The organism is Variovorax sp. PCZ-1 (assembly GCF_018413605.1).
GTDB lineage: Bacteria > Pseudomonadota > Gammaproteobacteria > Burkholderiales > Burkholderiaceae_C > JANMDU01.
This window is the reverse complement of the sequence record NZ_JAHCDN010000003.1, coordinates 290065-314877: the sequence shown is the minus strand read 5'-3', so window position 1 is coordinate 314877 and position 24813 is coordinate 290065. Positions and strand designations below refer to the sequence as shown.

25 protein-coding genes are annotated in these 24813 nt (G+C 54.9%); 14 read left to right on the top strand and 11 right to left on the bottom strand.

From position 1 onward, the window contains the following. Positions 1-68: 68 nt before the first annotated feature. Complete coding sequence (locus KIH26_RS14805) at positions 69-1397, bottom strand: ABC transporter substrate-binding protein (RefSeq protein ID WP_213446447.1); 1329 nt, start codon at positions 1395-1397, stop codon at positions 69-71. 308 nt (positions 1398-1705) lie between these two features. Here KIH26_RS14805 and KIH26_RS14800 point away from each other — a divergent pair, with 308 nt between their 5' ends. The 3 genes from KIH26_RS14800 to speD all read left to right on the top strand — a co-directional run bounded on the left by KIH26_RS14800 (position 1706) and on the right by speD (position 4167). Further along, entirely contained in the window at positions 1706-2740 is a 1035-nt protein-coding gene (locus KIH26_RS14800) for a LacI family DNA-binding transcriptional regulator (protein WP_213446446.1), read from the top strand. A 64-nt stretch (positions 2741-2804) separates the two neighbouring features. Then, complete coding sequence (dhaK, locus tag KIH26_RS14795; RefSeq protein ID WP_213446445.1) at positions 2805-3788, top strand: dihydroxyacetone kinase subunit DhaK; 984 nt, start codon at positions 2805-2807, stop codon at positions 3786-3788. Positions 3789-3795: 7 nt separating this feature from the next. Continuing rightward, the gene (speD, locus tag KIH26_RS14790) at positions 3796-4167 is read left to right on the top strand and encodes an adenosylmethionine decarboxylase (protein ID WP_213446444.1); all 372 of its coding nucleotides are present in this window, start codon (positions 3796-3798) and stop codon (positions 4165-4167) included. Between the two features lie 23 nt (positions 4168-4190). Here speD and KIH26_RS14785 read toward each other — a convergent pair whose 3' ends face one another. The 6 genes from KIH26_RS14785 to KIH26_RS14760 all read right to left on the bottom strand — a co-directional run bounded on the left by KIH26_RS14785 (position 4191) and on the right by KIH26_RS14760 (position 11433). After that, positions 4191-5243: a Gfo/Idh/MocA family protein gene (locus KIH26_RS14785; RefSeq protein ID WP_213446443.1), complete on the bottom strand. Its 1053-nt coding sequence runs from the start codon at positions 5241-5243 to the stop codon at positions 4191-4193. Between the two features lie 39 nt (positions 5244-5282). Next, positions 5283-6938, bottom strand: coding sequence for an NAD(P)-binding protein (locus KIH26_RS14780; protein WP_249661370.1), 1656 nt, complete (start codon positions 6936-6938; stop codon positions 5283-5285). Continuing rightward, entirely contained in the window at positions 6917-8467 is a 1551-nt protein-coding gene (locus KIH26_RS14775; RefSeq protein WP_213446442.1) for a polyamine aminopropyltransferase, read from the bottom strand. Before KIH26_RS14775 ends, KIH26_RS14780 begins: the two co-directional genes overlap by 22 nt. 122 nt (positions 8468-8589) lie before the next feature. Continuing rightward, positions 8590-8811, bottom strand: a complete 222-nt coding sequence (locus KIH26_RS14770; protein ID WP_213446499.1) for a DUF350 domain-containing protein — start codon at positions 8809-8811, stop codon at positions 8590-8592. Between the two features lie 24 nt (positions 8812-8835). Next, entirely contained in the window at positions 8836-10371 is a 1536-nt protein-coding gene (locus KIH26_RS14765; protein WP_213446441.1) for a DUF4178 domain-containing protein, read from the bottom strand. A gap of 21 nt (positions 10372-10392) precedes the next feature. Beyond that, on the bottom strand, positions 10393-11433 hold the full coding sequence (locus KIH26_RS14760; protein ID WP_213446440.1) for an SPFH domain-containing protein: 1041 nt from the start codon (positions 11431-11433) through the stop codon (positions 10393-10395). A gap of 99 nt (positions 11434-11532) precedes the next feature. Here KIH26_RS14760 and KIH26_RS14755 point away from each other — a divergent pair, with 99 nt between their 5' ends. The 4 genes from KIH26_RS14755 to KIH26_RS14740 all read left to right on the top strand — a co-directional run bounded on the left by KIH26_RS14755 (position 11533) and on the right by KIH26_RS14740 (position 15363). Next, positions 11533-12330 (top strand): nucleotidyltransferase family protein, encoded by a 798-nt coding sequence (locus tag KIH26_RS14755; RefSeq protein WP_213446439.1) that lies wholly within the window; start codon positions 11533-11535, stop codon positions 12328-12330. Between the two features lie 145 nt (positions 12331-12475). Further along, positions 12476-13870 carry an aminopeptidase P N-terminal domain-containing protein gene (locus KIH26_RS14750; protein WP_213446438.1) on the top strand — a complete coding sequence of 465 codons (1395 nt, stop codon included), beginning with the start codon at positions 12476-12478 and terminating at the stop codon, positions 13868-13870. 57 nt (positions 13871-13927) lie between these two features. Further along, positions 13928-14707, top strand: coding sequence for a hypothetical protein (locus KIH26_RS14745; RefSeq protein WP_213446437.1), 780 nt, complete (start codon positions 13928-13930; stop codon positions 14705-14707). Positions 14708-14781: 74 nt separating this feature from the next. Beyond that, positions 14782-15363 carry an MOSC domain-containing protein gene (locus KIH26_RS14740; RefSeq protein ID WP_213446436.1) on the top strand — a complete coding sequence of 194 codons (582 nt, stop codon included), beginning with the start codon at positions 14782-14784 and terminating at the stop codon, positions 15361-15363. Between the two features lie 52 nt (positions 15364-15415). On the opposite strand, the gene KIH26_RS14735 is transcribed toward KIH26_RS14740, so the two are convergent. Continuing rightward, positions 15416-15910: an EVE domain-containing protein gene (locus KIH26_RS14735; protein ID WP_213446435.1), complete on the bottom strand. Its 495-nt coding sequence runs from the start codon at positions 15908-15910 to the stop codon at positions 15416-15418. 34 nt (positions 15911-15944) lie between these two features. Then, the gene (locus KIH26_RS14730; protein ID WP_213446434.1) at positions 15945-16493 is read right to left on the bottom strand and encodes a Spy/CpxP family protein refolding chaperone; all 549 of its coding nucleotides are present in this window, start codon (positions 16491-16493) and stop codon (positions 15945-15947) included. 81 nt (positions 16494-16574) lie between these two features. Here KIH26_RS14730 and KIH26_RS14725 point away from each other — a divergent pair, with 81 nt between their 5' ends. The 7 genes from KIH26_RS14725 (at position 16575) to KIH26_RS14695 (ending at position 23010) form a co-directional block, all read left to right on the top strand. Then, positions 16575-18068 carry a class I adenylate-forming enzyme family protein gene (locus KIH26_RS14725; protein WP_249661357.1) on the top strand — a complete coding sequence of 498 codons (1494 nt, stop codon included), beginning with the start codon at positions 16575-16577 and terminating at the stop codon, positions 18066-18068. A 141-nt stretch (positions 18069-18209) separates the two neighbouring features. Continuing rightward, positions 18210-19349 carry a homoserine O-succinyltransferase MetX gene (gene metX, locus KIH26_RS14720; protein ID WP_213446433.1) on the top strand — a complete coding sequence of 380 codons (1140 nt, stop codon included), beginning with the start codon at positions 18210-18212 and terminating at the stop codon, positions 19347-19349. After that, positions 19346-19927, top strand: coding sequence for a methionine biosynthesis protein MetW (metW, locus tag KIH26_RS14715; protein WP_213446432.1), 582 nt, complete (start codon positions 19346-19348; stop codon positions 19925-19927). The genes metX and metW overlap by 4 nt, the downstream gene beginning before the upstream one ends. 119 nt (positions 19928-20046) lie before the next feature. After that, positions 20047-20421 carry a rhodanese-like domain-containing protein gene (locus tag KIH26_RS14710; protein WP_249661352.1) on the top strand — a complete coding sequence of 125 codons (375 nt, stop codon included), beginning with the start codon at positions 20047-20049 and terminating at the stop codon, positions 20419-20421. Between the two features lie 11 nt (positions 20422-20432). Beyond that, positions 20433-21782: a chromate efflux transporter gene (chrA, locus tag KIH26_RS14705; protein WP_213446430.1), complete on the top strand. Its 1350-nt coding sequence runs from the start codon at positions 20433-20435 to the stop codon at positions 21780-21782. A gap of 3 nt (positions 21783-21785) precedes the next feature. Beyond that, positions 21786-22088, top strand: coding sequence for a hypothetical protein (locus tag KIH26_RS14700; RefSeq protein WP_213446429.1), 303 nt, complete (start codon positions 21786-21788; stop codon positions 22086-22088). A 382-nt stretch (positions 22089-22470) separates the two neighbouring features. Beyond that, positions 22471-23010 (top strand): fatty acid desaturase CarF family protein, encoded by a 540-nt coding sequence (locus tag KIH26_RS14695; protein WP_213446428.1) that lies wholly within the window; start codon positions 22471-22473, stop codon positions 23008-23010. A gap of 30 nt (positions 23011-23040) precedes the next feature. Here the strand turns inward: KIH26_RS14695 and KIH26_RS14690 are convergent, their stop codons facing one another. Next, on the bottom strand, positions 23041-23382 hold the full coding sequence (locus KIH26_RS14690) for an EF-hand domain-containing protein (RefSeq protein WP_213446427.1): 342 nt from the start codon (positions 23380-23382) through the stop codon (positions 23041-23043). 233 nt (positions 23383-23615) lie between these two features. Then, complete coding sequence (locus KIH26_RS14685; RefSeq protein ID WP_213446426.1) at positions 23616-24755, bottom strand: zinc-binding metallopeptidase family protein; 1140 nt, start codon at positions 24753-24755, stop codon at positions 23616-23618. Positions 24756-24813 lie beyond the last annotated feature (58 nt).

Sequence of the window (24813 nt, the reverse complement as noted above, 5' to 3'; positions counted from 1 at the left end):
AGCGCGTAACCAAACAAAGGAAACAAGATGGATGTGCCCCAAGAGGCCACATCCATCTGCATCACGGCTTACTTCAGCTTGCCGTCTTCCTTGAACACTTCCGTCCAGTCTTTGAGCAGACCATCCAGTGCTTCCTGCGGCGTGCCTTGTTTGGCCACCACATAGTTGTGAACACGTTTTTGCATCGCCAAGAGCAATTGCGCATAGGTTGGCTCAGCCCAGAAGTCTTTGACGATCTTCATGGAGTCGAGATACACCTGCGCGTATGCCGTGCTCTTCTCAAAGCCAGGCTTGCTCAGTACGGCGTTGTGAGTGGAAGCGCCACCCGCATCCCACCAGCGCTGCTGAATGCTGGGCTGCGCAAACCATTTCAGATACTCCAAAGCTTCGTTTTGCTTGTCAGAGTACTTGACCACGGAGATGCCTTGCCCGCCCAACTGTGCAAAGTGCTTTTCACCTTTTGGCATCACGAAGAAGCCGCTCTTCTCGCCACCGACCTGCGGATCTTTGGCAACGCCGGGCCAGAAGGCAATGAAGTTCATTTGCATGGCGACTTGGCCAGACTTATAAGCATCCAGGTTTTCCGTCATGTAGGCATTGGAATGGCCGGGAGGTGTGCAGCAGTCGTACAAATCTTTGTACAGTTTCAAGCCTTTCACTGCGGCTGGGCTATTTATGAAGCCCTTCATGTCATAGGGCTTGGCAGGGTTGGCAAACTCCATACCGCTGCTGAACATGGTGTTGGTCACACCCATGGTGATGCCTTCGGAGCCACGCTCTGTGTAAAGTGCTGCGCCGTAAACCTTCTTTCCATCGATCGTGCGGCCTTGGAAAAACTCGCCCACTTTCTTGAACTCATCCCATGTTGTAGGCACAGCCAGAGCGCGGCCATGCTTTTTCTTATATTCTGCTTGCAGGTCAGGTCGTGCAAACCAATCTTTGCGATAGGCGAACGCCACTGCATCGCCCATAGCTGGCAGTGCCCAGTAGTTTTTGCTGCCCTTTGGCCATGTGGAGTAGCCCTCAACGGTGGCGGGCGCAAAATCAGTCATCTTGATGCCGTTCTTGTCAAAGAACTCATTGAGCTTGATGTAGTGGCCTTCTGTGGCAGCAGAGCCAATCCACTGGCTGTCGCCGATCAACAGATCGCACAGCTTGCCTTTGGAGTTCAGCTCATTGAGCATGCGCTGGGCAAAGTTAGGCCAAGGCACAAACTCATATTTCATCTGGATGCCTGTCTTGGCTGTGAAGTCTTTGGACAACTCCACCAAAGCGTTTGCTGGGTCCCAAGCCGCCCAGCAAAGCGTCAGTTGTTTTTGCTGCGCCTGTGCAGCGCCTGCCATCAAGCCTAGTGCGGCTGCAGTTGCAACCGCAAGCTTGCGAGTCAAAGTTTTCATGTTTGCTCCTAATTTTCCTAATGAGATGTTGAAGAATGGCCTGTGTCTATTTCCGCCAGTGATGTCATCTTTTCGTCAAAGCAAACGCCAAACAATTAATCACATCAGATGGTGATTGAATAATAATTAAATAAATCAATCATTAAATCAATACAAACCCTTGGTTTTCACCAAAATGAGGCTGTTTTTGATGTGATTTCATATTTCCTCATCCCTAAGACGTGCTGCTCGAGCCATGGTTTATGATGGAGTTGATGCTTTTTTGACCAAAGGCATAATTGCTATGCACTAAATCCATCAAAAACCTCATGACTACGCCAATCACGATCACTCAAATTGCTGAAGAAGCGGGTGTTGGAACGGCCACTGTGGATCGGGTGCTCAATAATCGCCCTGGAGTGAACCCGGCAACCGTTGAGCGTGTGCAGGCGGCCATGCAAAAGCTAGGAGCGAGTACACCTTCACGTGGTAGGCCGCGTGTATCAGCCAACTACCGGTTTGCCTTCGTCTTGCCAGCCGTCAAACGCGGGGTTTTTGATCTGGTAGATCGCGTCATTGCGCAAGCCGCAGGTGAGTTTCGCCACCAACACATCACCGAAGTGACGCACCGCCTGCCTGCAGAAGATCCGGCTGTATTTGCAAGCCAATTGGCCAGCATGACGGATTTTGATGGCATAGCCGTCTTAGCACCCGATGTTCCCGCTGTGAAGCTGGCGATTAACGAGCTGGTGCGCGCCGGCGTGCATGTAGTCACGCTTTTCTCTGATGTGCCTGGCTCCATGCGTGAGACGTATATCGGCGCAGACAACCGGGCGGCTGGGCGCACGGCAGGCACGCTTTTGGGCCATAGCCTGCCTCAGCACCAGCCCTCTTGCTGTTTATTGGTCAGCCCTGCCACGCGCTATGCGGCTGAGATTGATCGCAGCATCGGGTTTTTGCACTTGCTGGAGGAGCGTTTCGCACAGGTCTTACCCATCCAAATCACGGATATTCCAGAAAAGGAAGAGGACATCTTTGAACTCACCCGTGATGCAATAAGGAATCTGAATCAAGCTGCGCCCTTGGGCGCTGTTCATATTGTCTCAGTGGGCAGTGCAGCAATCGTTCGCGCTTTGGATAGCATGGGTTATGGCACTTCCGTGCGCGTTGCTGGGCATGATCTCATTGAACCTCACCGCAACTTGCTCGTGAGTGGAGGCCTGACTTATGTGCTCCATCAAGATGTTCAGTATTCCGTGTTGGCTGCAGGGCGAGTGCTGCGATCTTTGTGTGACGGCGTGCGGGGAGCGCTGTCTGTGGGTCATCCTCGGGTCGAGATTGCCACGGTAGAAAACCTAGCATGATGGCAGCAGACATTCCGTATGATCTGTAGCGGGATTTCTGCATCTAACCTCATTGGCAATACCCATGAAAAAATTTCTGAATGATCCTGAAGCACTGGTGCATGAGAGCTTACAGGGCTTTGCATCTGCGCACAGCGATATCGTCTCAGTGAGCTTAGCGCCCAAAGCTGTGTATCGGAAACAAGCCAAAACCCAAGGTGTTGCATTGATCTCTGGCGGCGGCTCTGGGCATGAGCCTTTGCATATTGGCATGGTGGGCAAGGGCATGCTGGATGCTGCCTGCCCTGGGCAAATATTCACATCACCCACGCCCGATCAAATGATTGCAGCAGCGCGTCGGGTGAACACCGGTGCGGGCATTCTTTTCATCGTCAAGAATTACACAGGCGATACGCTCAATTTCCAGATGGCCACAGAAATGCTCGATATCGACAACAAGGTGGTTTTGGTCAACGATGATGTGGCGGTGGAAAACTCCACACACACCACAGGCAGGCGAGGCGTGGCTGGAACGCTCGTGGTGGAAAAAATCTTGGGCGCTGCCGCCGAGCAAGGCGCAACATTGGAGGAATGCAAGACGCTCGGTGATCGTGTCAACAGAAACACGGCCTCCATGGGGGTAGCTTTCAGCAGCTGCATCGTGCCCGAAGCAGGTGTGCCCACTTTTGATATTGGCGGCGATGAGATGGAGATCGGCGTGGGTATTCATGGTGAGCCAGGCCGGCGCAGAGAAAAATTCAAACCAGCAGATGCCATCGTTGATGAATTGCTCACAGCTATCCTGAAGGATCTGCAGCCCAAAGCGGGCCAAGAACTGCTACTGCATATCAATGGCTTAGGTGCAACACCCTTGATGGAGCTGTATGCTTTGCATCACAAAGCCAACGAGCAGTTATTGGCGCTTGGCTTCAAACCGGTACGCAGCTTGGTGGGTAACTACACCACCGCACTCGAAATGACGGGCGCCTCAATCACGCTCAGCTTGCTTGACGACGAAACCAAGACACTTTGGGATGCACCAGTGCACACCAGCGCTTTGCACTGGTAAAGAAACCATGCAAGGCCTGCACCTCACGGCGGATTTATCCGATTGCAAATGCGATGCCGCCTGGTTGGTTGACGCAAATCGTTTGGGGGCGGCTTGCGTGCAGGCTGTCAAAGACTCTGGTTTGCAAGCAGTCGCCCAGCTGTTTCACACTTTTCCTGCGGCAGATGGCAGCGCAGGTGGCGTGACGGCGACGGTGCTGCTGGCAGAGAGCCATTTGTGCGTTCACACGTGGCCGGAAAAAAATGCGGTGACGTTGGATGTCTATGTCTGCAATTTCGGTGGTGATCATTCCACCAAGGCGCGCGCGCTGATGGCGGCCTTGATGCAGATCTTTTTGCCGGGTAAGGCGGCTGTGAATGCCCTAGAGCGCGGAGTTTAGCCCAGCGGTTTAGCGCGTAGAGGCTAGAGTTCTACGCGTTGCCCGCTGTTGGCGCTTTGCCGCACAGCATCCAGTACCGTAGCCACAGCCAAGCTCACTTCTTTTGCTTGAGCGATAGCTGATTTGTCCTGCGTTTGCACGATATCTGCGAATTTCTGCGCTTCGAGATAAAAGCCATTGGCAGTGATTTGTGGCGTAGCTTGGGCGGCTTCGGTGAGCATCGGCCCACGCCATAAAGTGGGGTGGATATCGTTGGTATGGTTTTGCACGCTGCGATGCCCCGCCGTGTGATTTGGAAAACTTGTCTCAATCACGCCCTGATCGCCACAGATGCGAGCGGCACGGCGATAGGATTGATTCATTCCGCAGAGCAGGTGTACTACAGCGCCATCTTCATAATCCATCGTGATGGCCATACTCATATCAACGCGCTTGGCCACGTCTGAGTGGCTCCAAACAGGCACAGCATGCACGGTGCGCGGCATTCTTCCCATGACCAATTGCGCCAGGCTCACCACGTAGCAGCCGACATCTCCGGTTGCACCACCGCCCGTCTCAGCGCGAGCGCGAATATCGTTAGCTCGATTGACCATCGGAAAGGAAAAATGAGCGCTCAAGCTGCGCACCGAGCCCACGCTACCGCCCTGCACCCAATCGAGAACCTGCCTTAAATGAGGCTGAAACCAATAGGGATAGCCTTCCAGCAGCATCACATCCGCCTCTTGTGCGGCATCAAACATGGCCTGCGCCTCGGCGCGCGTCATCGCCAGAGGCTTTTCGCAGAGCACATGCTTGCCAGCCTTCGCGGCCGCGATCGCCCAAGGCGCATGCAGATGGTTGGGCAGCGGGATATACACAGCATCAATCTGCGAATCGGCCAGCAGAGCTTCGTAACTCGCATACGAACGCGTGATGCCGTGTTTCTTGGCAAAAGCGCGTGCAGTGTCCGCGCTAAGACTGCCCACTGCCGCAATCCTAATGCGCGGATTACCTAAATTGCCTTCGCAAAACTCATCGGCGATACGTGCCGTGCTCAAGATGCCAATTCGCAGAGGAGGGAGTTGTGAAGTGTTCATAGCGATCATATTAACGCAGCATGCAAGCCGCGCAAAGTTTTACAACACGCTGTGCAAGCCCCGCGCGAAGGCCTCTTCAAACACACTGTAGCCACTCCAATCGCTGTGGGCGAAACGCAAGCGCGGCGTGGAAGGCGTGGGGCGAGTTGGATATTGCTTTGATATTGATAGCACTCTGCGCAGTTTGTATGCCGGCGATTGGCTGATTTGGCTTATAAATTGCGGTGTAAGTACAGCCATGGCGTGGCCGTAGCGGGTGATATCGATCTGCTGGGCGCGGCGTGTGATGTCTGGATGTGCTTGCGCGATTTCTGCTAAGGCGCGATCTCTGAGTTGAGGCCATCTGGCTTTTAGCAAAGCTTGGCGTAGCGCACTGCCCGCACCTTCTGCATGGTAGTAAGTGAGCACGGTCGCGCCTGGCGCGGTGCGCGTACTTTGGTGCATCGCATCCACATAGCCTAAGCCCTTGCTGCCGTAGATCACGTTGTCCCATGAGGGGAAAGCGCCTTGGCCGTTGTCGTGTAGCGGGGCATCAATGTGGATATTGGCGACCCACCAACTGGAATGCGTCAGATTGACCGCTGCAGCTTTCAAAAAATCTGGCGCATTGTTCACCACACGCGAAGCCACATGCAATGGCAGGGCCACGATGCAGCGCTGTGCGGCGTAGCGCCGTACACGCTTTGTAGGCAAATGCAGTGCATCGATCAGCACTTCGCTTTTACCTTCTTCAATGCGCAAAACGATCTGCTGGCTTTGCAAACGATCTCTCAAAGGTGCAGCGAGCGCTTGCGTGAGAAAGCCATTGCCTTGCGGCCAAGTGAGCACGCCTTCTTTCTCGCCATCCTGCGTGCCGGGCGCTGAAAAGCCATGACGCGCTGCGAAGTAGTGCATGCCAGCAAAGGTGCTCACCGTGTCAATCCCCGCGCCGTAATCATCGCGGCAGCAGTAATCCAGATACCAGCGCAGATGCGGATCGGTGAGGCCTTGAGTATCTAAATACGCTATAAAAACAGTAGCTGCTTGCGCAATATCTATGCCGGCGATTTGCAGTTTTTGCCTAAAATTCTCTTTCAAAGGCATGCTGAATGCACCTGTGACCTGCCATTGTGCGACGAGCTTGGCAAAGCGTTGATACTGCTGCTGCGTCTCGCTGCTGATGCCTTGCGTGGGCAGCAAACCCTCTTGCCAAGCACCGTTGAAAAACAAACGCTCTTGCGGGCTGTGGCAAAGCGCCTTTTCATCGTAAACCCAGCGGCCTGAGATACGTTTTCTAAGCCCCAGCTCTTCTAAGAAATCTTGTACCTCGGGCGCATCGTCTCCGGGCACGGGCAGGTAATGCGCCCCCAGCGGATGCGCCATGCCAGCGATGGAGCCGCCACGTGCGTTGCCACCCACCTCGCTCTCCAAATCGAGCAACACAAAATCTTCCGCGCTTTGCATACGCAGCGCACGCGCGGCAGATAAGCCCGCTACGCCGCCACCCGCAATCAGGGTATGAATTTTGCGCACGGGGCTACCGTCGTAAACAGGCAGCTTGGCTTCACGCAAGATATGGCCAACTTCGGGCGAGCTGCCTACAAAGCCGCCAGTGATTTTTGTGAGTTGATCTGGCTCTGCGCGACAAGCAGCAAGCGTTGTCAATGCTGCCGCACCGAGTAGCTCGCGCCGCTTCATTGCAGCACCTTGCCCCATTCTTCCTCGAAGGTCAGCACCAGAGTTTGGTTGCTCATTCGATTGGGTTCTGCATTCACACGCGCCATATCTTGCGGAAAATCGAAGAGCAAAGGCAGCGTCTGCGCATTCATAAAACGCAAATCTTTGGGAAAGGCAGCTTGCGCGGTAGCGGGCTTGAACGGTCTGCGGCTGGCCACAATAAAACCCCACTCACCAAAGCTCGGCACATGCGCGTGATACGGCGTAGCCTTCAATCCCACTTCTTCAATCGTGCGCACCACCGTCCAAAAACTCTTGCGCGCCACCAGCGGCGAGGTGCTTTGAATCACGGCGTAGCCGCTGGCAGACAGCGCTTTATCAAGCAGCGCATAGAACGAGGTGGAATACAGCTTGCCCAATGAGAAATTGCTCGGATCAGGAAAATCCACCACGATCACATCAAACACTTCGCTCGTAGTTTCTAAAAAATTGAAGGCATCGGTGTTGATGATTTTGACTTTTGGCGATTGCAGCGCGCCGCCATTCAAACCGGCGAGCTGCGCGTTATCAGAAAACAAGCGCGTCATGTTCGGATCAAGCTCCACCAATGTGACCTGCTCCACGCTGGCGTATTTCAACACTTCACGCACCGCCATGCCATCGCCACCGCCGAGCACGGCCACCTTCTTCGGCGCGCCATGCGCGGCCATCGCCGGGTGCACCAATGCCTCGTGATAGCGATACTCATCGCGCTGGGCAAACTGCAAATTCCCATTCAAATACAAGCGATGCCCGGCCTTGCCATTCGTCACCACGATGCGCTGATAGGGCGAGGTGGCGGTGAACACGATGCTGTCTTGGTAAAACTTATCTTCCGCCAGCGTGGTGATTTTGTCTGCGCCGAGCAAGGCGGCAAAAAGCACGCCGATCACTAAAACCGCTGCGATCACATGCGCAGTCAATGCCCGCAATTCATGCCGAAACAACCACAGCGCCCAAAGCGCCACGCCCGCATTGAGCAGCCCAAACACCAGCCCCGTGCGCACGAGGCCGAGCTGTGGCACAAGCAGCAACGGGAAGGCAATGCTCACAGCGAGCGCGCCCAAATAATCAAACGTGAGCACCTGAGAAACCAAATCTTTGAGCTGCGTGTTGCGCTTCAAAATCCGCATCACCAGTGGAATCTCCAGCCCCACCAGCATGCCCACCAGCATCACCAAGCCATAGAGCAAAGGCCGAAAGCCTTGCGGCGCATACGCATTGGCCAAAAACAAAATCGCTGGCAGCATGCCGCCCACCAAGCCCACCAGCAATTCAATCCGCAAAAACTGCGCGGGCAATTGCCGATCAATATAACGAGAGAGCCAGCTTCCCACACCCATGGCAAACAGGTAGGTGCCGATGATGGTGGAGAACTGAAGGATCGAATCGCCGAGCACATACGAAGCAATCGCTCCCGCTGCTAACTCATACAGCAAGCCGCATGCTGCCACGACGAAGACGCTGGCGAGCAAGGCCAGCTCTATGGGTGCGGGCGGTTTCGGGTGATCTTGCTTGATATCAGTCATACCGTTCTAGGTAACGCGAAAAACGCAAAAATGACGCAAAAATCGCGAAAGACACCCTTTTTCTTTTTTGCGTTTTTCGCGCTGTTTTCGCGCTTTTCGCGTTACCTAGTTTCAAAGCACGCCTAACCGTGAATCGCCGCAGCCACTATCATAGAAATACCTAAGCACATCGCAGCAACTACAAGCCCCAGCGCCACGTTTTGCTTCTCCACGATCTCTTCCCACAAGTCATAGGGCGTGATCTTGTCGATGATGATGAAGCAGAGCCAAAAAATCACCACGCCGATCAGTGCGAAGACGATGGAGCCTAGAAAAGCGCCGGGTTTGAGCCATTCAATCATGATGTTCTCCTTCAAGAAATAAAAAGTTCATTTGTGTCCCCCGCCAGAGCTGTAGCCACCGTAGCTGCCGCCACTGCTGCGGTAGCTCGATGAGCAATTCTCGCGCTGCGGATCGCAATTACTGCTACAGCGTGACATCATCGAAAGCAGGATGAAGATGATCACGAGCACCACGATCCAGCCCATGATGCCCATGCCCGTACCGCCGTTGAAACTCACGGGCGCAACATCCGCGCGATCAAACTTGGCCTCTTGGCCTTTGAGCTTGAAGGCACTGATCACGGTGCTCGCTTCAATCTTGCTGCCGATCGACCAAGTCACTTCCTTGCCACTGCTGCCCGCGCTTTGCTCACGCGAGAGCACGAGCTTGCCGCTGGCGTAATCCTCGTTATACGTCTTCTGCCCGCGCTCCACACGCCAGTAAAACTCACCAGCCACATAGTTCGTCTCGGCTTTGTAAGCGTATTGCTGGGTGAAACTGCTTCCTTGGTAAGTCACCAAGCGGCTCGTCTTCACCTCAGGCGCGCCTGTAGCGGGCTTCACCAAACTCCAGCCATCTTCCGCATCGACCAAGAATTGAAAGCCCGCCTTGGCGTTGTAGAGCAAGTACTCGCTCCAGCCAAAGCTCTCATCTTCATCACCAATTTCCTGCCCCATGCGATGTTGAAAACCAACGATCTGCCAGCTCTTGCCTTGCAGCGTGCCTACCGAGCCCATCGGAATCAAAGGCTTCACCGGCTCATCTTGAATCGCATGGCTCAACTCACCGCCAATGCCCTGAGACACATCAATCAAACTGTTGCACGAGCCGCAGGTGATGCTCTTGCTCGTCTCCAGCTTCACAGAGACTGCGCTACCGCAATTCGGGCAGTTGAAATGCCGGCCTTTGACTTCTTTGCCGCCTTGTCCAGTCTTGTTCGTGAGATCGCGCAATCCTGTGAGCTGGAGATTGTCCAAAACAATCGATGTGCCTGATGACAGAGAAGGCGGCTCCGTCGAGTAATCAATGCTGATCACCTCGCCTTGCGCGCTGCGCAGCTCCACCACAGGGAAGCTCGTGCCGATCGGCGGCAATTTGGGCAGCTCGCCCTGCGCTGACATAAGCGCCACCTCTTGGATCGAGGCCACGCTATAGGCACGCCCATTGATCGCGGTGGTGTTGCCGAGCACCCATTGCTGCGGCTTGGGCAAAACGCGCTGCGTGCTCGCGGCTTTGCTCCAAATGAAGCTGCCATTGTCTTCACTCAAACTGGCCGTGCTGCCATCATCCAAAGCGCAAAGCCATTCGCTCCAGCTGCCTTCGCGGTATTTGTATTGCAAGCGACCAACAACTGTGAAGCCGACATTGTTGATCTTGCCTTGAGAGAGGATTTGCAGCGGCGAGTAATCATCAAACACCTCGCTCATCTTGCCGATGCGCTGTAGTGCATCGCCATCGCGCACGATGGTGCTCTGGCAAAAGCCGCAAACGGCATGCGTGGAAGCCAGCGAGCGAAACTCCACCGCCGCGCCACAACCTGGGCAGGCGGCGCGGTAAGTTCGCTGAATGGGCGAGTCAGCCACAGTCAAAAAAGCGGGCTGAGCTTAGACCAATTTCTTAAGTAGCTCAGCCTTCTTCGCGCTGAATTCTTCCTCAGTGAGAATACCTTTGGCTTTCAAATCACCGAGCTTTTCCAGCATGCCCATCACATCATCGGGCTTCACGCCTACGGCAGCAGCAGCGGCTTGTGCAGATGCAGCGCCCGCGCCTTGCAGCCCAGCCTGCAGGTTCTGCGCCATGATCTGCCCCATGGCAAGGCCCGCACCCATACCCATTGCATCACCTGCAATGCCTGAGCCGCCGCCCGCGCCTTCCGCAAACTTCGGAATCGCCTGCGCCGCCTGGTATTGCATGAATTTGCCCATGTCGTTGCCGACCATGCCCATGCCGATTTTCTGATCGAGGATTTTTTGCAGCTCTTCCGGCAGCGAGACGTTTTGCACCGTCATGCCATCCAGCTTCAAGCCAATCTTGGCAAATTCGCCTTCCAGCGCCTTCACCAGCGCTTGCGCAAACATGGATTGATTGGCCGCGAGATCGAGGAAAGGAATGCCGCTGCCTGCAATCGCATTGCTGATGTTTTGCAACACGAGACCGCGCAACTGACCATCCAGCTCCTCAGCCATATACGTATCGCGCGTGCCCGAGATTTCCGTGTGAAACAGCTTCGGATCTGCCAAGCGGAAGTTGTAGTTACCGAAAGCGCGCAGGCGCACCGCGCCAAAATCTTTGTCGCGAATCGTGATCGGCTGCGGCGTGCCCCATTTCGCATCGAGCTGCTGGCGCGTGGAGAAGAAATACACATCCGTCTTGAAGGGCGACTCAAACAGCTTGTCCCAGTTCTTCAAATTGGTCAGCAGCGGAATATTCTGCGTGGTGAGCTTGTGCAGACCGGGGCCAAACACATCGGCCACCTTGCCTTCGTTCACGATCATCGCCATCTGAGATTCGCGCACGGTGAGCATCGCGCCGTTTTGAATCTCCATATCGCGCATGGGGAAGCGCCAGGCAAGAGTGCCATCGCCCTCCTCCGTCCATTGAATGACGTCAATAAACTGCTTCTTGATGAAATCCATCAGTGCCATGGCGAACTCCTAGTGTGAGATGCTTATGAATGGGCGCGACTGCTGCTTGCGCTACAGTTTGACCAACATACCCATAACCATCATACCCACAGTTTGCGAATGAACCAAGAATCCACCCTGTCCGCTCAAGCCATGATCTTGGCCGCGGGTCGCGGCGAGCGCATGCGGCCTTTGACGGACGCAACTCCTAAGCCATTGCTCCAAGTGCGTGGCAAGCCTCTGATGCAGTGGCATATGGAAGCCTTGCTGCGTGAAGGCTTTGCTCAGCAACTGATCAACACCGCATGGCTTGGAGAGCAGATTGAAGCTTATTTTTTAAGTAAAAATGGCAGTTCGCCGGCAAGAATACTGCGCGAAGTGCTATTGAATCAGGAGCAAACCACTTCTCCCGTACACCTACAGTTCTCCCACGAAGGCCGTGATTTCGGCGGCGCATTGGAAACGGCGGGCGGCATTTGCCGCGCTCTGCCACATTTAGCAGAAGTCTTCTGGGTCGTCGCAGGCGATGTCTTCATGCCGCAGTTTGAATTCAACCGCGCCGCCTACGAGCGCTTTGAGAACAGTGACGCGCTCGCCCACCTCTGGCTCGTGCCCAACCCCGCACACAACCCACGCGGCGATTTCGGTATCTCAGCAACCGGTCAAGCACTCAATCTCCCCAAAGACGCTGGCTATCAGCTCTACACTTTCAGCACAGTCGCCCTCTACAAACGCGCCTTCTTTGAACCTCCGCTCTGCGACATCCCCGCCGGCAACCCCCAAGGCATCAAAACCGCCCTCGCCCCCCTCCTACGCGCCGCCATGGACGCGGGCCGAGTGAGCGCTTCTCTTTATGAAGGCGAATGGACAGACGTAGGAACGCCTGAGCGGCTTGCCCAACTTAATGCTAAAACTTAGCGTCTTGTCGTCATGCTTACATCGACCCGTTCGCCCTGAGCTTGTCGAAGGGCACACTGAGGCTTCGACAAGCTCAGCCCGAACTTAATGGATCAATGCAAACAGCATTGCAGCAGGCCTTGTTAAAAAATACGAAAATCAAACCATGAACACCATCCAACACCACGCCATCTACGCCCAGCGCCGCTCCCGCGTGGCAGCCGCCCTCGGCAAAGAATCAATAGCCATCATCCCCACCGCGCCCGAGCATGCGCGCAACCGCGATACGGGCTACCTCTATCGCCACGACAGTTATTTCTATTACCTCACCGGCTTCACCGAGCCCGGCGCAACACTGCTGATCGAATCCAGCGGCGCGAGCACTTTGTTTTGCCAGCCGAAAGACACTGAACGTGAAATCTGGGATGGCTATCGCCTCGGCCCCGATGCAGCCCCAGAATTCCTCGGCCTGCAAGCCGCGCATGCCAACACCGAGCTCGCCACCCAGCTCCCCAAGCTGCTAGAAAACCGCGCCACCGTTTGGTATCCCTTCGCCATTCATCCTGGCTTAGAGACTCAAGTTGACGGTTGGCTCAAGCAAGTTCGCGCCCGAGTGCGCTATGGCGCACTTTGCCCCGAAAGCCAGCGCGATGTGTGCAGCATCTTGGATGAAATGCGCCTCATCAAAGACGCGCATGAAATCGATATCATGCGCAAAGCCGCTGCGATTTCCGCCAAAGCCCACATCCGCGCCATGCAGATTTCCGCCCGCATGCTGAAAGACGGCCAAGACCTGCGCGAATACCACCTTGATGCTGAGCTGCTGCACGAATTCCGCCGCAACGGCAGCGAATACCCAGCGTATGGCAGCATCGTCGCAGGCGGCGCAAATGCTTGCGTGCTGCACTACCAAGCGGGTGACGCAAAAATCAACAACGGCGATCTCGTCCTCATCGACGCAGGCTGCGAGCTGCACGGCTATGCGAGCGACATCACCCGCACCTTCCCCGCCAACGGCAAGTTCACCGCGCCGCAACGCGAGATGTATGAAATCGTCCTCGCCGCGCAAGAAGCCGCAGTCGCCGCCACCAAACCCGGCATGCGCTTCATTGATCCTCACGAAGCCGCCGTCAAAGTGCTCGCCCAAGGCATGCTCGACACCGGCCTGCTCACCCACGACAAACACGGCAGCCTGCAAGACGTCATCGAAAACCGCGCCTACTTCCCCTACTACATGCACCGCACCGGCCACTGGCTTGGCATGGACGTGCATGACTGCGGCGGCTACAACGAACTCTCCGAACTCGACAAAACCACAGAGCGCAAAGATCCGCTAAGCGGCGAACTCATCAAAAACCGCCCCAGCCGAATCCTGCGCGAAGGCATGGTGCTCACGATTGAGCCCGGCATCTACATCCGCCCCGCAGCAGGCGTGCCCGAGAAATTCCACAACATCGGGATTCGGATTGAGGATGATGCGGTGGTGAATGCGAAGGGCTGTGAGTTGATGTCGCGGGGAGTTCCAGTTGATGTAATTAGCTTAGAGCAACTGATGGTTTGACATACTGCATTCAAGTATCTTCTTCTCGACACTTGTTTCGATTCAAAAATCTGAGGTATGGCTTACGACGCTGGTCAATATGCAGAGCTATTGCTAGAGCTAGACAAAACTCTTCTATCTCTAGATGAACTCGGTTCGCTTAATTTCCGCGCTAGTGGTCTGATCGAAAATGTAAGAGTGCAGGTTTATTTAAATGAGGGCTTTGGCAGAAGGGTAAGCATCCTAAAGCATTGCTTGGCCAACATCTACCGTCAATTTCCCCCAGATACATCAAGCCGTCTTACCAAAGAGGCGCTTCACGATGTAGAAATTGCTTTGCATGCGTTTGTGATGAATCTCTATGGCGCTTTTGATAATTTGGCATGGGCCTTTGTGATTCGTCATGATTTAATGCCAAAGCTTAAGACTGTTAACAACGTTGGTATGTTTACCAAACATGTAAAAGCTTTTCTGCCCCAAGCTATTTCACACTATTTATACAGCGAAACGATGTCGGCTTGGAGTAAGAATTATCTGAAAAATTATCGAGATTCACTTGCGCATCGAATTCCTCTCTATATCCCGCCAGCAGTTTTGTCTAATGAGCAAGCTGATAGATATATCGAGCTCGATCGCCAAGAGATTGTGAATTTACGCGAACGCAAATGGAATGCACTCGATGAAATTCGTGCAGAACGTGATTTGCTAGGAGGTCCTAGTTTTATGTTTTTGAACTCACTGTCAAATGGTGAATCATCGCAAGCAATTCGTTTGCATCCTCAATTGCTTTGCGATGCGGCAACCTTAATTGAGTTCTCGCGTGTCTTTTTCAATCATTGGCATGAAGTTCCAACTTAGTCAGCACCTGAGAACGGGTTCCCCAACTTCACTCCACTCATAACTTTCTCCGTACTCATATGCACCATGGAGTCATGATTAATCTCATATCTATCAATATCGCCACAGCCAAGCCTCTCCTCGCTTCAGGCCGCAAAGTGCTTTCTGCGATTGGCAAACGCGCTGTCTCTTGCTCAGTCGCTGTGGAGCGCATGGGCTTGGTGGGCGATGAGCAGGCGGATTTGTCTGTGCATGGGGGATTGGAGAAGGCGGTGTATGCCTATCCGCAGGAGCACTATGGGTTTTGGCAGGCGGCGCGGCGGGAACATGGGGCTTCGCTGTTTGAGGAGGATTTGCCGCATGGCTTCATGGGGGAAAACCTGACGATTTCTGGGCTGCTTGAAGCGGATGTGTTTGTGGGCGATGAGCTGGCGTTTGCAAACTGCAGGCTGCGCGTAGAAGCCCCGCGTGAGCCTTGTTTTAAGTTTGCAGCGGTGATGGGTTTTGCGCAGGCGGGCAAGCTGATGGTGCAGGAGGCGCGGTGTGGGTTTTATCTCTCGGTGGTGGAGACGGGGAATTTGCAAGCAGGTGAGAGCTTCACGCTGATTGCAGGCGCGCGGCGCTTATCGATTGCGGATGCGATTCGCGGGAAGATGGCAAAGCATCGTAGAGATTAATTTTTTAGCAAAAACGGCACCTAGCCGGCATAGATACTGCGCAAGCAGCTATCTAATTTATAGCAATTAGCTTTAAGACTTGTTCCCAGTGAACAGTATCAACCGGCGTGATTGAGAGGCGATTACCGCGCTGCAGGATGGTGAGATCGGCAAGAGCAGGTGTTTCGCGCAAGGTAGCGAGTGAGATCAAGGGCAATTTGCGCACGAGCTGCACATCGACGTGCTCCCAGCGCGGGGCTTCTGGTTTGGATTTGGCATCGAAGTATTTGCTCTTCGCATCAAACTGCGTGGCATCGGGATAGGCCAAGCGACTGATCTGAACAATGCCGGCAATACCTGGTTCTGGGCAAGAGGAGTGGTAGAAAAACGCGAGATCACCTAGGCGCATCTCGCGCATGAAGTTGCGGGCTTGGTAATTGCGCACACCTGTCCAAGGCACGGTTTGATTCGGCAAATTGGCGAGATCGTCGATAGTGCATTCGTCTGGCTCACCTTTCATGAGCCAGAACTTAGGAGCTGTCGGGGGTTTAGAGGTAGCGGCTGTCATGCCGCTACCTTATCACTTTGAAAGGCTTTGGTCTTTAGCGAAACCAACCGCCGCCGTGACCACCACCATACCCGCCACCGTGTCCACGATGGCCACGGCCTTCGCCTCGCTGCTTCATCTTGTCGGCCACGATAGTGCGCTGCACGGGCGTGAGCACTTCGGCGGCATCCATCATGTGGGCGCTCATGCGGCGGCTGATGCCGTCCATCAGCTGGATTTGCTCACCTCGCAGTTTGTCAATGCCGCTGCGGTCAATACTGGCAGCAGAAAGCAACTCCATGCCGCGCTTGCGGGCGGCGCTGAGTTGTTCGCGCATGGGTTTCATATCTGCCATAGCAGCTTGCGCCAAAGCGAGTAGCTTGGTTTTTTGCTCGGGCGTGCCGTTAACCAATTTGATCAAATGATCCACACGGCGCTCGGCCATGGCTGACATATCACCACGACCTCCTGGGCCGGGCATGCCTTGCGCAACAGCTTTACCCAAGAAGCCGAGCGTGGCGACGGCGGCAATCGCATGGAAGGTGCGGCGTTTGCCACTGACAGGTTGAGAGATGGGCGTAGAGCCTGAAGAGATATCCGACATACGAACTCCTTTGAAATGGGATAAGCGCTACTTTGCGCCGCAAATGCAAAGTCAAAGTAGATGCAGGGTAAAGTTAGGTAAATGCAAAACACGCAAGCCTCCACGCTTTGGCAAATGCTGCTCGCTCAGAGCAAGCCGCGCGGCAACGCGCCTGCGTTGCGCTCGAGGGGGCAGGAGATAAGTTATGCGCACCTCGCTGAGCAGTCTGTGGCGATGGCTGCCGCATTGCAAGCGCAGGGCATTCAGCGTGGTGATCACATCGCTTGGCTGGGCTTGAACCATCCTTTGCAGATCGCGCTGCTCTTTGCATGCGCAGGCATGGGCGCGATAGCGATGCCGCTGAACTACCGGCTTGCCGCGCCAGAGCTTGAGCGTATCTTGCGTGATGGGCAGCCGAGATTACTGATTCATGATGCGGCTTGGCAAGAGTTGGCTGAAGGCTTGAAGCGAAGCTGCGCTGTGCCGCTGCGCAGTTTTCAAGGCTTGCTCGATGATGGCCTGAAGCTGCCCGCAGCCAACATGAGCGCAGGCCAAGCGAATGATGCCGCTTTGCTGGTGTACACCTCTGGCACTACAGGCTTGCCCAAAGGCGCTGTACATACACAGAACAATTTATGCCGAAATATGGCTATCGCCGGCAAGAATGCTGCGCTAGATGCTACTGATTTGATAGCGACTGTGCTACCTCTGTTTCATGTGGGTGGCCTGTGCATTCAGACCTTGCCTGCACTCGCGGCGGGTGCCTGCGTAAGCCTGCATGAACGTTTTGATGCAGGTGCTGCATTGAAGAGCTTCGCCCTGGAGCGCCCAACGCTCACGCTGCAAGTGCCAGCCACGATGCGCGCGTTGATTGAGCATGCCGATTGGGCGAGCACGGATCTGAGCAGCCTGCGCGCGGTATGGGCGGGCTCATCGGTATTGCCAGCGAATTTGATCGAGGCCTTTCATGCGCGCGGCATCCCCGTATGCAATGTGTATGGCAGCACGGAGACAGGGCCTTTCTCGATCAGTCTGCCCCCTGCGCATGCGCGCACGCATGTGGGCAGCTGCGGCTGGCCGGCGAGCGATGATGTGCATGTGAAGCTGCTGGATGCGCAACAAGGCGTGGGCGAGATTTGTATTCGCGCGCCGAATGTGGCCGAGCGCTATTGGCCAGATATTGCATTGAAAGATGAAGAGGGCTGGTTTCATACTGGCGATTTGGCAAGGCAGGCCGAAGATGGCAGCTACTGGGTGGTGGGCCGCGCGAAAGATATGCTGATCTCGGGTGGAGAAAACATTTACCCTGCTGAGATTGAAAATCTGCTGGCCGCGCAGCCGGGCGTGATCGAATGTGCAGTAGTCGGCGTGCCTGATTCGAAGTGGGGCGAAGTGGTGGCCGCTTGTGTGGTGCTCGCAACCAATGAAACCCAAGAAAAAGCGCAGCAAGCCTTGAGCACTGCGCTCAACAGCCAACTCGCCCGCTACAAGCTTCCTCGCCAATGGCACTTCATGAGCACTTTGCCCAAAACAGCGCTGGGCAAAGTGCAAAAAGCGCAGCTCTTGGCTGATCTATCCCGCTCGCAAGAGTCTTGATATACTTCTATTCACAGCGCCGATTTGCTTCAGCTTGCGGGCGCTTTAGAAATACTGCTAAATACGAGCCCGATTCTCAAATGATCACCCGGTTTCGCATTTAGCAACCGGGTTTTTTATTGCACGGGTTTTTTATTGCTTATGAGTTTTGTAGCCACACCACAGTCCATGCATTTTGAAGCTGCCTTGCCTTTGCAAAGCGGCGAGAGTATTCGCGGGTATGACGTGGCTTACGAGACGTATGGCACATTGAATGCCGATAAAAGCAATGCGGTGTTGATTTGCCACGCGCTCAACGCTTCGCATCATGTGGCGGGTGTGTACGAAGGCCAAGAAAAATCCGAAGGTTGGTGGGACAACATGATTGGCCCCGGTAAGCCGGTGGATACGAACCGCTTCTTCGTGATCGGCGTGAACAATCTGGGCTCTTGCTTTGGCAGCACAGGCCCGATGCACAAGAATCCCGACAGCGGAGAAATTTATGGCGCAGATTTCCCGGTCGTCACCGTGGAAGACTGGGTGAATGCGCAAGCTCGCTTACTCGATCAACTGGGCATTCAAACCCTGGCTGCTGTGATGGGCGGCAGCTTGGGCGGCATGCAAGCGCTCAGTTGGACGCTGCAATACCCTGAGCGCGTCAAGCATGCTGTGGTGGTGGCGAGTGCGCCGAATTTGAACGCGGAGAATATTGCTTTCAACGAAGTGGCGCGCCGCGCGATTGCCACCGATCCGGATTTTCATGGCGGGCATTTTTACAAGCATGGCGTTGTCCCGAAACGCGGCTTGCGCATTGCGCGGATGATTGGGCACATCACGTATCTGAGCGATGACGTGATGAATGAGAAGTTTGGCCGCATCTTGAGAGAGGGCGTGGATCTCAAATACTCGACGCAAGAGGTGGAATTCCAGATCGAGAGCTATCTGCGCTATCAAGGCGATAAATTTGCGGAGTATTTCGACGCGAACACATATTTGCTGATCACCCGCGCTTTGGATTATTTCGACCCGGCCAAAAAATTCGGCGGTAACTTGAGCGCCGCGCTGGCCGAAGCCTCGGCAAAATTCCTGCTCGTGAGCTTCACCACCGATTGGCGCTTCTCGCCCGCCCGCTCACGCGAGATCGTGCGCGCCCTGCTCGACAATGGTCGCGATGTGAGCTACGCGGAGATTGATGCACCGCATGGGCATGATGCCTTTTTGTTGGATGATCCACGCTATCTGCGCGCAGTCAGCTCCTATTTTGAGAGCATTGCAGCATCCTTTGAAGGGAGCGCAGCATGAGCGATCTCGCCTTACATCAGCGCATTGCGCAAATGATTCCCCAAGGCGCGCATGTGCTTGACTTGGGCTGTGGTGATGGCGCATTGCTCGCGCACCTCAAAGCAGCGCGCGGCTGCACCGGCTATGGTGTGGAAATCAGCGACGACGGCGTGCATGCTTGCATCGCACGCGGCGTGAATGTGATTCAGGCCAACCTCGATGCCGGTCTCTCCATGTTCCGCGATAAGAGCTTCGATGTGGTACTGCAGATCGATACGCTGCAACATCTGCGCAATGCCGAAACCATGCTGCGCGAAACAGCGCGCGTCGGGCAGCTAGGCATCGTCGCCTTCCCCAATTTCGCCCATTGGCCGAACCGTTTGCAAGTGCTGCAAGGCCAAATGCCAGTCACGAAGACCTTGCCCTACCAGTGGTATGACACACCGAACATCCGCGTCGGCACCTTCAAAGATTTTGAACAACTTGCGCAGAAAAACGGCCTTCAAATTCAAGATGCCTTCGGCTGGCAGGGCAACCGCGAAGTGCGCTTCGCGCCGAATGCGCGAGCGAGCATGGCGGTGTTTGCTTTTAAGCAGTGAACGCAGCTATACTTTCTTCATCGGGACTCACAGCCTCCCGAATCTTTGCGAAGATAGACGGTGTCCCGTCCAAGTGCTGACCACCCTGATCTTCAGGACGTTTTTGATTGGACACCGCAATGACTCTTCCGTTCTCCATCCCCCCCTCTGATCTGTTGCCACTTCTCGGCACAGCGCATGCGCCCGTGTTACTTGACGTGCGGCGCGATGCGGCGTTTGAGGCCAGCCCGCAGATGATTGCAGGCGCGCAGCGCTGTGCGCCGCAAAACGTGGCGTCTTGGGCTGCGGCAAATGCGGCTCTAAGGGACAAACCCGTCGTCGTGTATTGCGTTTACGGCCATAACGTCAGCGCCGATGCTTGCAGCGAACTTCGCACACTAGGCTTTGATGCTGTGGCCTTAGCAGGCGGCATCAAGGGCGGCGAAGACGGCGTGGATTTAGCGGCAGACATTGCCACTTGGCGTGCAACAGCATTACCGCGAGAAACCCAGTAAAGGCTGGCGATATGACAAACCCAGTACCCCAAGTCTCCTTCACCCAAGCCCTTCTCTTCTGGCTCAAGCTCGGCTTTATCAGCTTTGGCGGGCCAGCGGGGCAAATTGCCATCATGCAGCGCGAGCTGGTCGATGAGCGGCGCTGGATATCGCAGGCGCGCTTTAACCATGCGCTCAATTACTGCATGCTGCTGCCTGGCCCTGAGGCGCAGCAGCTGGCCACTTACATCGGCTGGTTGATGCATCGCACAAGTGGCGCATTGGTTGCTGGCGGATTGTTTGTGTTGCCATCGTTTTTTATTTTGATTGCGCTTTCTTGGGTGTATGTGGCGTATGGCCAAGTGCCCGCTGTCGCATCCGTGCTTTGGGGCGTGCAATGCGCAGTCGCAGCGATTGTGGTGCATGCGTTATGGCGTGTGGCCAGCCGTACCATGCCAAATCCCAAGGTAGCCGCGATATTGATTGCGCTAGCAGCTATGAGTTTTATAGCAATTGCTTTCTTTCATATCAGCTTCTTATGGATCGTGCTCATTGCGGGCATCGTGGGTTGGCTGGGGGCAAAACGGTATCCGGAGCAGTTTTCTAGCGGCGGCGGGCATGGCGGCGCGGCGAAGGCTGGCAGCGAAGGCTATGTGATTGGCGACGACACGCCCACGCCCGCACATGCGATGTTTTCCAAAGCAAAGATGATTCGCATCTTGCTCATTGGCTTGGCGCTCTGGGCAGCGAGCATGGGAGCGCTCGTCGCCTGGCAAGGCTGGAGCGCCAGCCTCACGCAAATGGGCTGGTTTTTCAGCAAGGCAGCGATGGTGACTTTTGGCGGCGCGTATGCCGTGCTGCCGTATGTGACGCAAACCGCTGTGGCCAACCAGTGGCTCACGCCCGATCAAATGATGGCTGGCTTGGCCTTGGGCGAGACCACGCCGGGCCCGCTGATCATGGTGGTGGCTTTTGTGGGTTACGTCGGTCAAGCTTTGGAGGTGCAGCGCATGGGCGCGGGTGCAAACCTCATTGGTGCAGCGATGTTCATCATGGGTGGCTTAGGAGCTCTGGTTGCCACATGGTTCACGTTTTTGCCGAGCTTCGTATTTATCTTGGCAGGCGGGCCGTTTGTGGAATCCACGCATGGCAAGCTGGGATTCACTGCGCCGCTCAAAGCAATTAGCGCGGCAGTGGTTGGAGCGATTGCTTCGCTTGCCGTGCTCTTTATTCAGCATACTGTGATCAGCAGCAAAGGTGTGGATTGGGCGGCTTTGGTATTGATGCTGCTTGCTGCGTTTGCTTTGTTCAAATTGCAGTGGGGGATTGTTCGGGTGATTGTGTTGTGTGCTTTCGTTGGCTTGGTACGTGGGTTGATTTGAGGTTTGACGCGACCCGCTCGCCTGCCCCGTGACGTGCCTGAAAAAGCCGAGGCCTTTCTTCGTGTGGCGCTCTGTGCCGCCAGCGACGAGCTGCCATCTTTTGTAGCGATGATTGCATGGTTGGCCGCGCCCGACCAGCGAAAGGCTTCGTTTTTTCAGACCCATCACGGAGCGGGTATGGATGGTTGGCGCGTCGTTGCGTACTATTATTTTCATAGCTGTTTGCACAATAAATATGCCGGCGATCTGCCTCTTTTTACTTTAAATCGACTCGAAAAAGAAGCAACGACGCGCCTACACTCTTGATCCGCTGCGTGATGGGTCTGAAAAAGACGATTTTTTTCTTCATCGAGCGCGGCCAACCAAGCACGGGGCACTACAAATGATCGCAGCTTATGAAACCATGCACAGCACGCCGCAAAGAAAAAAGATCGGCTTTTTCGGGTACGTTACGTAGCAGGTGAGCGGGTCGCGTGCAAAGCGAAGCGGCATTAAAAGCGCCCACGAGTATCACGCCACGCTACTTCACACAGCGCGTGTTCCAAACCACATCAAAACAAGATTTCCGAGATAACAATGCACCTGTCTGAGCTTTTCAGACGCACATTGTTCAACTCGTGAAAGGTTAGCGTTCACAACGCAAAATGTATGAGTACCTCCCCTTGCCCTGCAAGCTGTCGGTGTCGTTTTGATTGCCGATTTTCTTTCGGGACTGGTGCATTGGGCAGAAGATGCCTATGCGCGCAAAGACACGCCAATCATCGGCAAATGGATTGGCGAGGCCAATATTGAGCACCATGTGAAGCCACGTGCATTCGTCTCTCGCGGCTGGTGGGCGAGCTCTTGGGATTTGGTGCTGGCCAGCGTGCTCGTCGTGTGCGGTGCTTGGTGGATGAAACTGCTTAGCTGGCATGTGTGGCTGTTTGCACTCGTGAGCGCCAATGCCAATCAAGTGCATAAATGGGCACATCGCGCGCCGCATGAGAATGGCCGCTTCATCACTTGGCTGCAAAAATTCAAACTTTTGCAGACGCAACGCCATCATGCCAAGCACCACAGCGGCGAGAAAAACTCACACTATTGCTCGGTGACGAATTTTTTGAATCCGATTTTGGAAGAGCTCGATTTTTGGAAAGGCTTTGAGCGCTTCAATGAGAAGGTATTTGGATTGAAGCGCAAGCTGGATCCAACAGTGAAAGTGACGGTGACGAACACTGTTGCGAGTTGATCCAGCTTGCGGCTTCAAGCGGGAGTGGCCTTACTCTTTAGCCACTTCCGCAAACTCCGCCTTCGACAAGAAGCCGTCTTTATCCACATCGGCCTTGTCAAACGCCTCTGCAATCGCTGGCATCGCAGCGGCTTCTTCTTTGCTCAGCTTGCCATCGGTGTTTTTGTCTGCGCGCGCAAAAGCTTCTTGCACCTTGGCGCTCATCTCTGCTGGCTTGGCAGGAGCTGCCATCTGCGCCATGGCAGGATTCATGCTCAAAGCGGCCATGGTGACGATCGCTACGCTAAATGCATTGAAATGCCGAGAGACAAAGCTCTTTTCTGCCTTGCGTTGTTGGCGCTTGATGGATTTGCTGGTCTGGCTTGGGTTCATGCGAACACTCCTTGAATGGTTGAAAGAAGCTTGATTGAAACTCAACTTCCACCATTGCCCAAGCGCTTTTGCCAACTGTTGTCTGGAGCGCAGTTATCTCACACCGTATGCTGCAATGCTCACGTTATCCACATCTATTTACAGTCAAAGTGGCCTTTAGCCGGCATAGAATCTGCGCAGAATGCTACCAAATTCGTAGTAAATGTAAATTCTGCAAGCGCATGCCGTGCACATTAGGCGTTCGCTTGCGCGATCACCTCATGCACGAGCTGCAATTTCGCCACCACCTTGCGCGAAAGCACAAAGGGATAAAACGGTGCTTGCCCCATGCTGTCGGAAAGCTCATTGAGCACACTCGTCATGCGCAGCCAATCGTTGATGAGCTTGAGGTAAGCGCCGCTGCCTGGGCGCTGCGCATCCCAGAGAGCATCCAGGCTGAAATCTTGTGAACGCCATTCCACATCTTCCGCCGTGAGCCCAAAGCTAGCCGCGCTATCTAGCGCATCGCGCAAATGCAAATAATGCGCCCAGCTCTCCGCCCAATCTTCCCAAGGGTGACTGCTGGCATAGGCGCTCACATGCTTTTCGCGCCAATCCTGTGGCGCACCCTGGGCATAGTGGCGCTGCAAAGCAACAGAATAGTCTGCGCGCTCATCGCCAAAGAGCTGGCGGAATGCGTCGAGCCACGGTGTATGTGCAATCAAACGATCCCAGTAGTAGTGCCCCACCTCATGGCGCAGATGACCAAGCAAAGTGCGATAGGGCTCATGCAGCGCCGCGCGGGTTTGCTCGCGCACGGCATCGTCGGCTTCCAGTGCGTTCACCGTGATCACGCCATGCGCATGGCCAGTTGTCACCGGTTGATCTGGCCAATCGCGCAGGAAATCAAAAGCCAAGCCTTGCGTCTCATCCTGCCACACGCCGGGCAGCTTGGAGCGCACGGGCAGCCCCAGTGCGAGCAACTGGCTCACGAGGCGGCGCTTGGCATTTTCAATGCGACCCCAGAGCACTTGATTTTCTTCGCTGCTTTGATCGGGGATCATGCGATTCAAGCTGCAAGAGATGCACAGACCGCGATCATGATGCGATGCGATGCCCGCAGGGCGCAGCCAATTGCAGCCGGCGGCGGTTTGATAGTTGGCACAGCGGTGGAAGGCTGAACCATCCTTATCGCCTTCGATATGCCATGTGTCGCCTGTGGAATCGTGATGCGAGACGAGCGCCACCATGCGCGCGCTCACAGGCTCATAGGCGAGCGTGCGACCACAGGAGAGGCATTGGCTGTTGCGGAAGAAAATCGGCGAGCCGCAAACGCATTGATACGCTCGCCGTGTGGAGCGGATCGTCTTCAGCGGAGCGTTAGATAATGGCATGCTATTGAATTAGTAGCTGTTAGCGCAGATTCTACGCCGGCTATCGATTGTTTTAGCA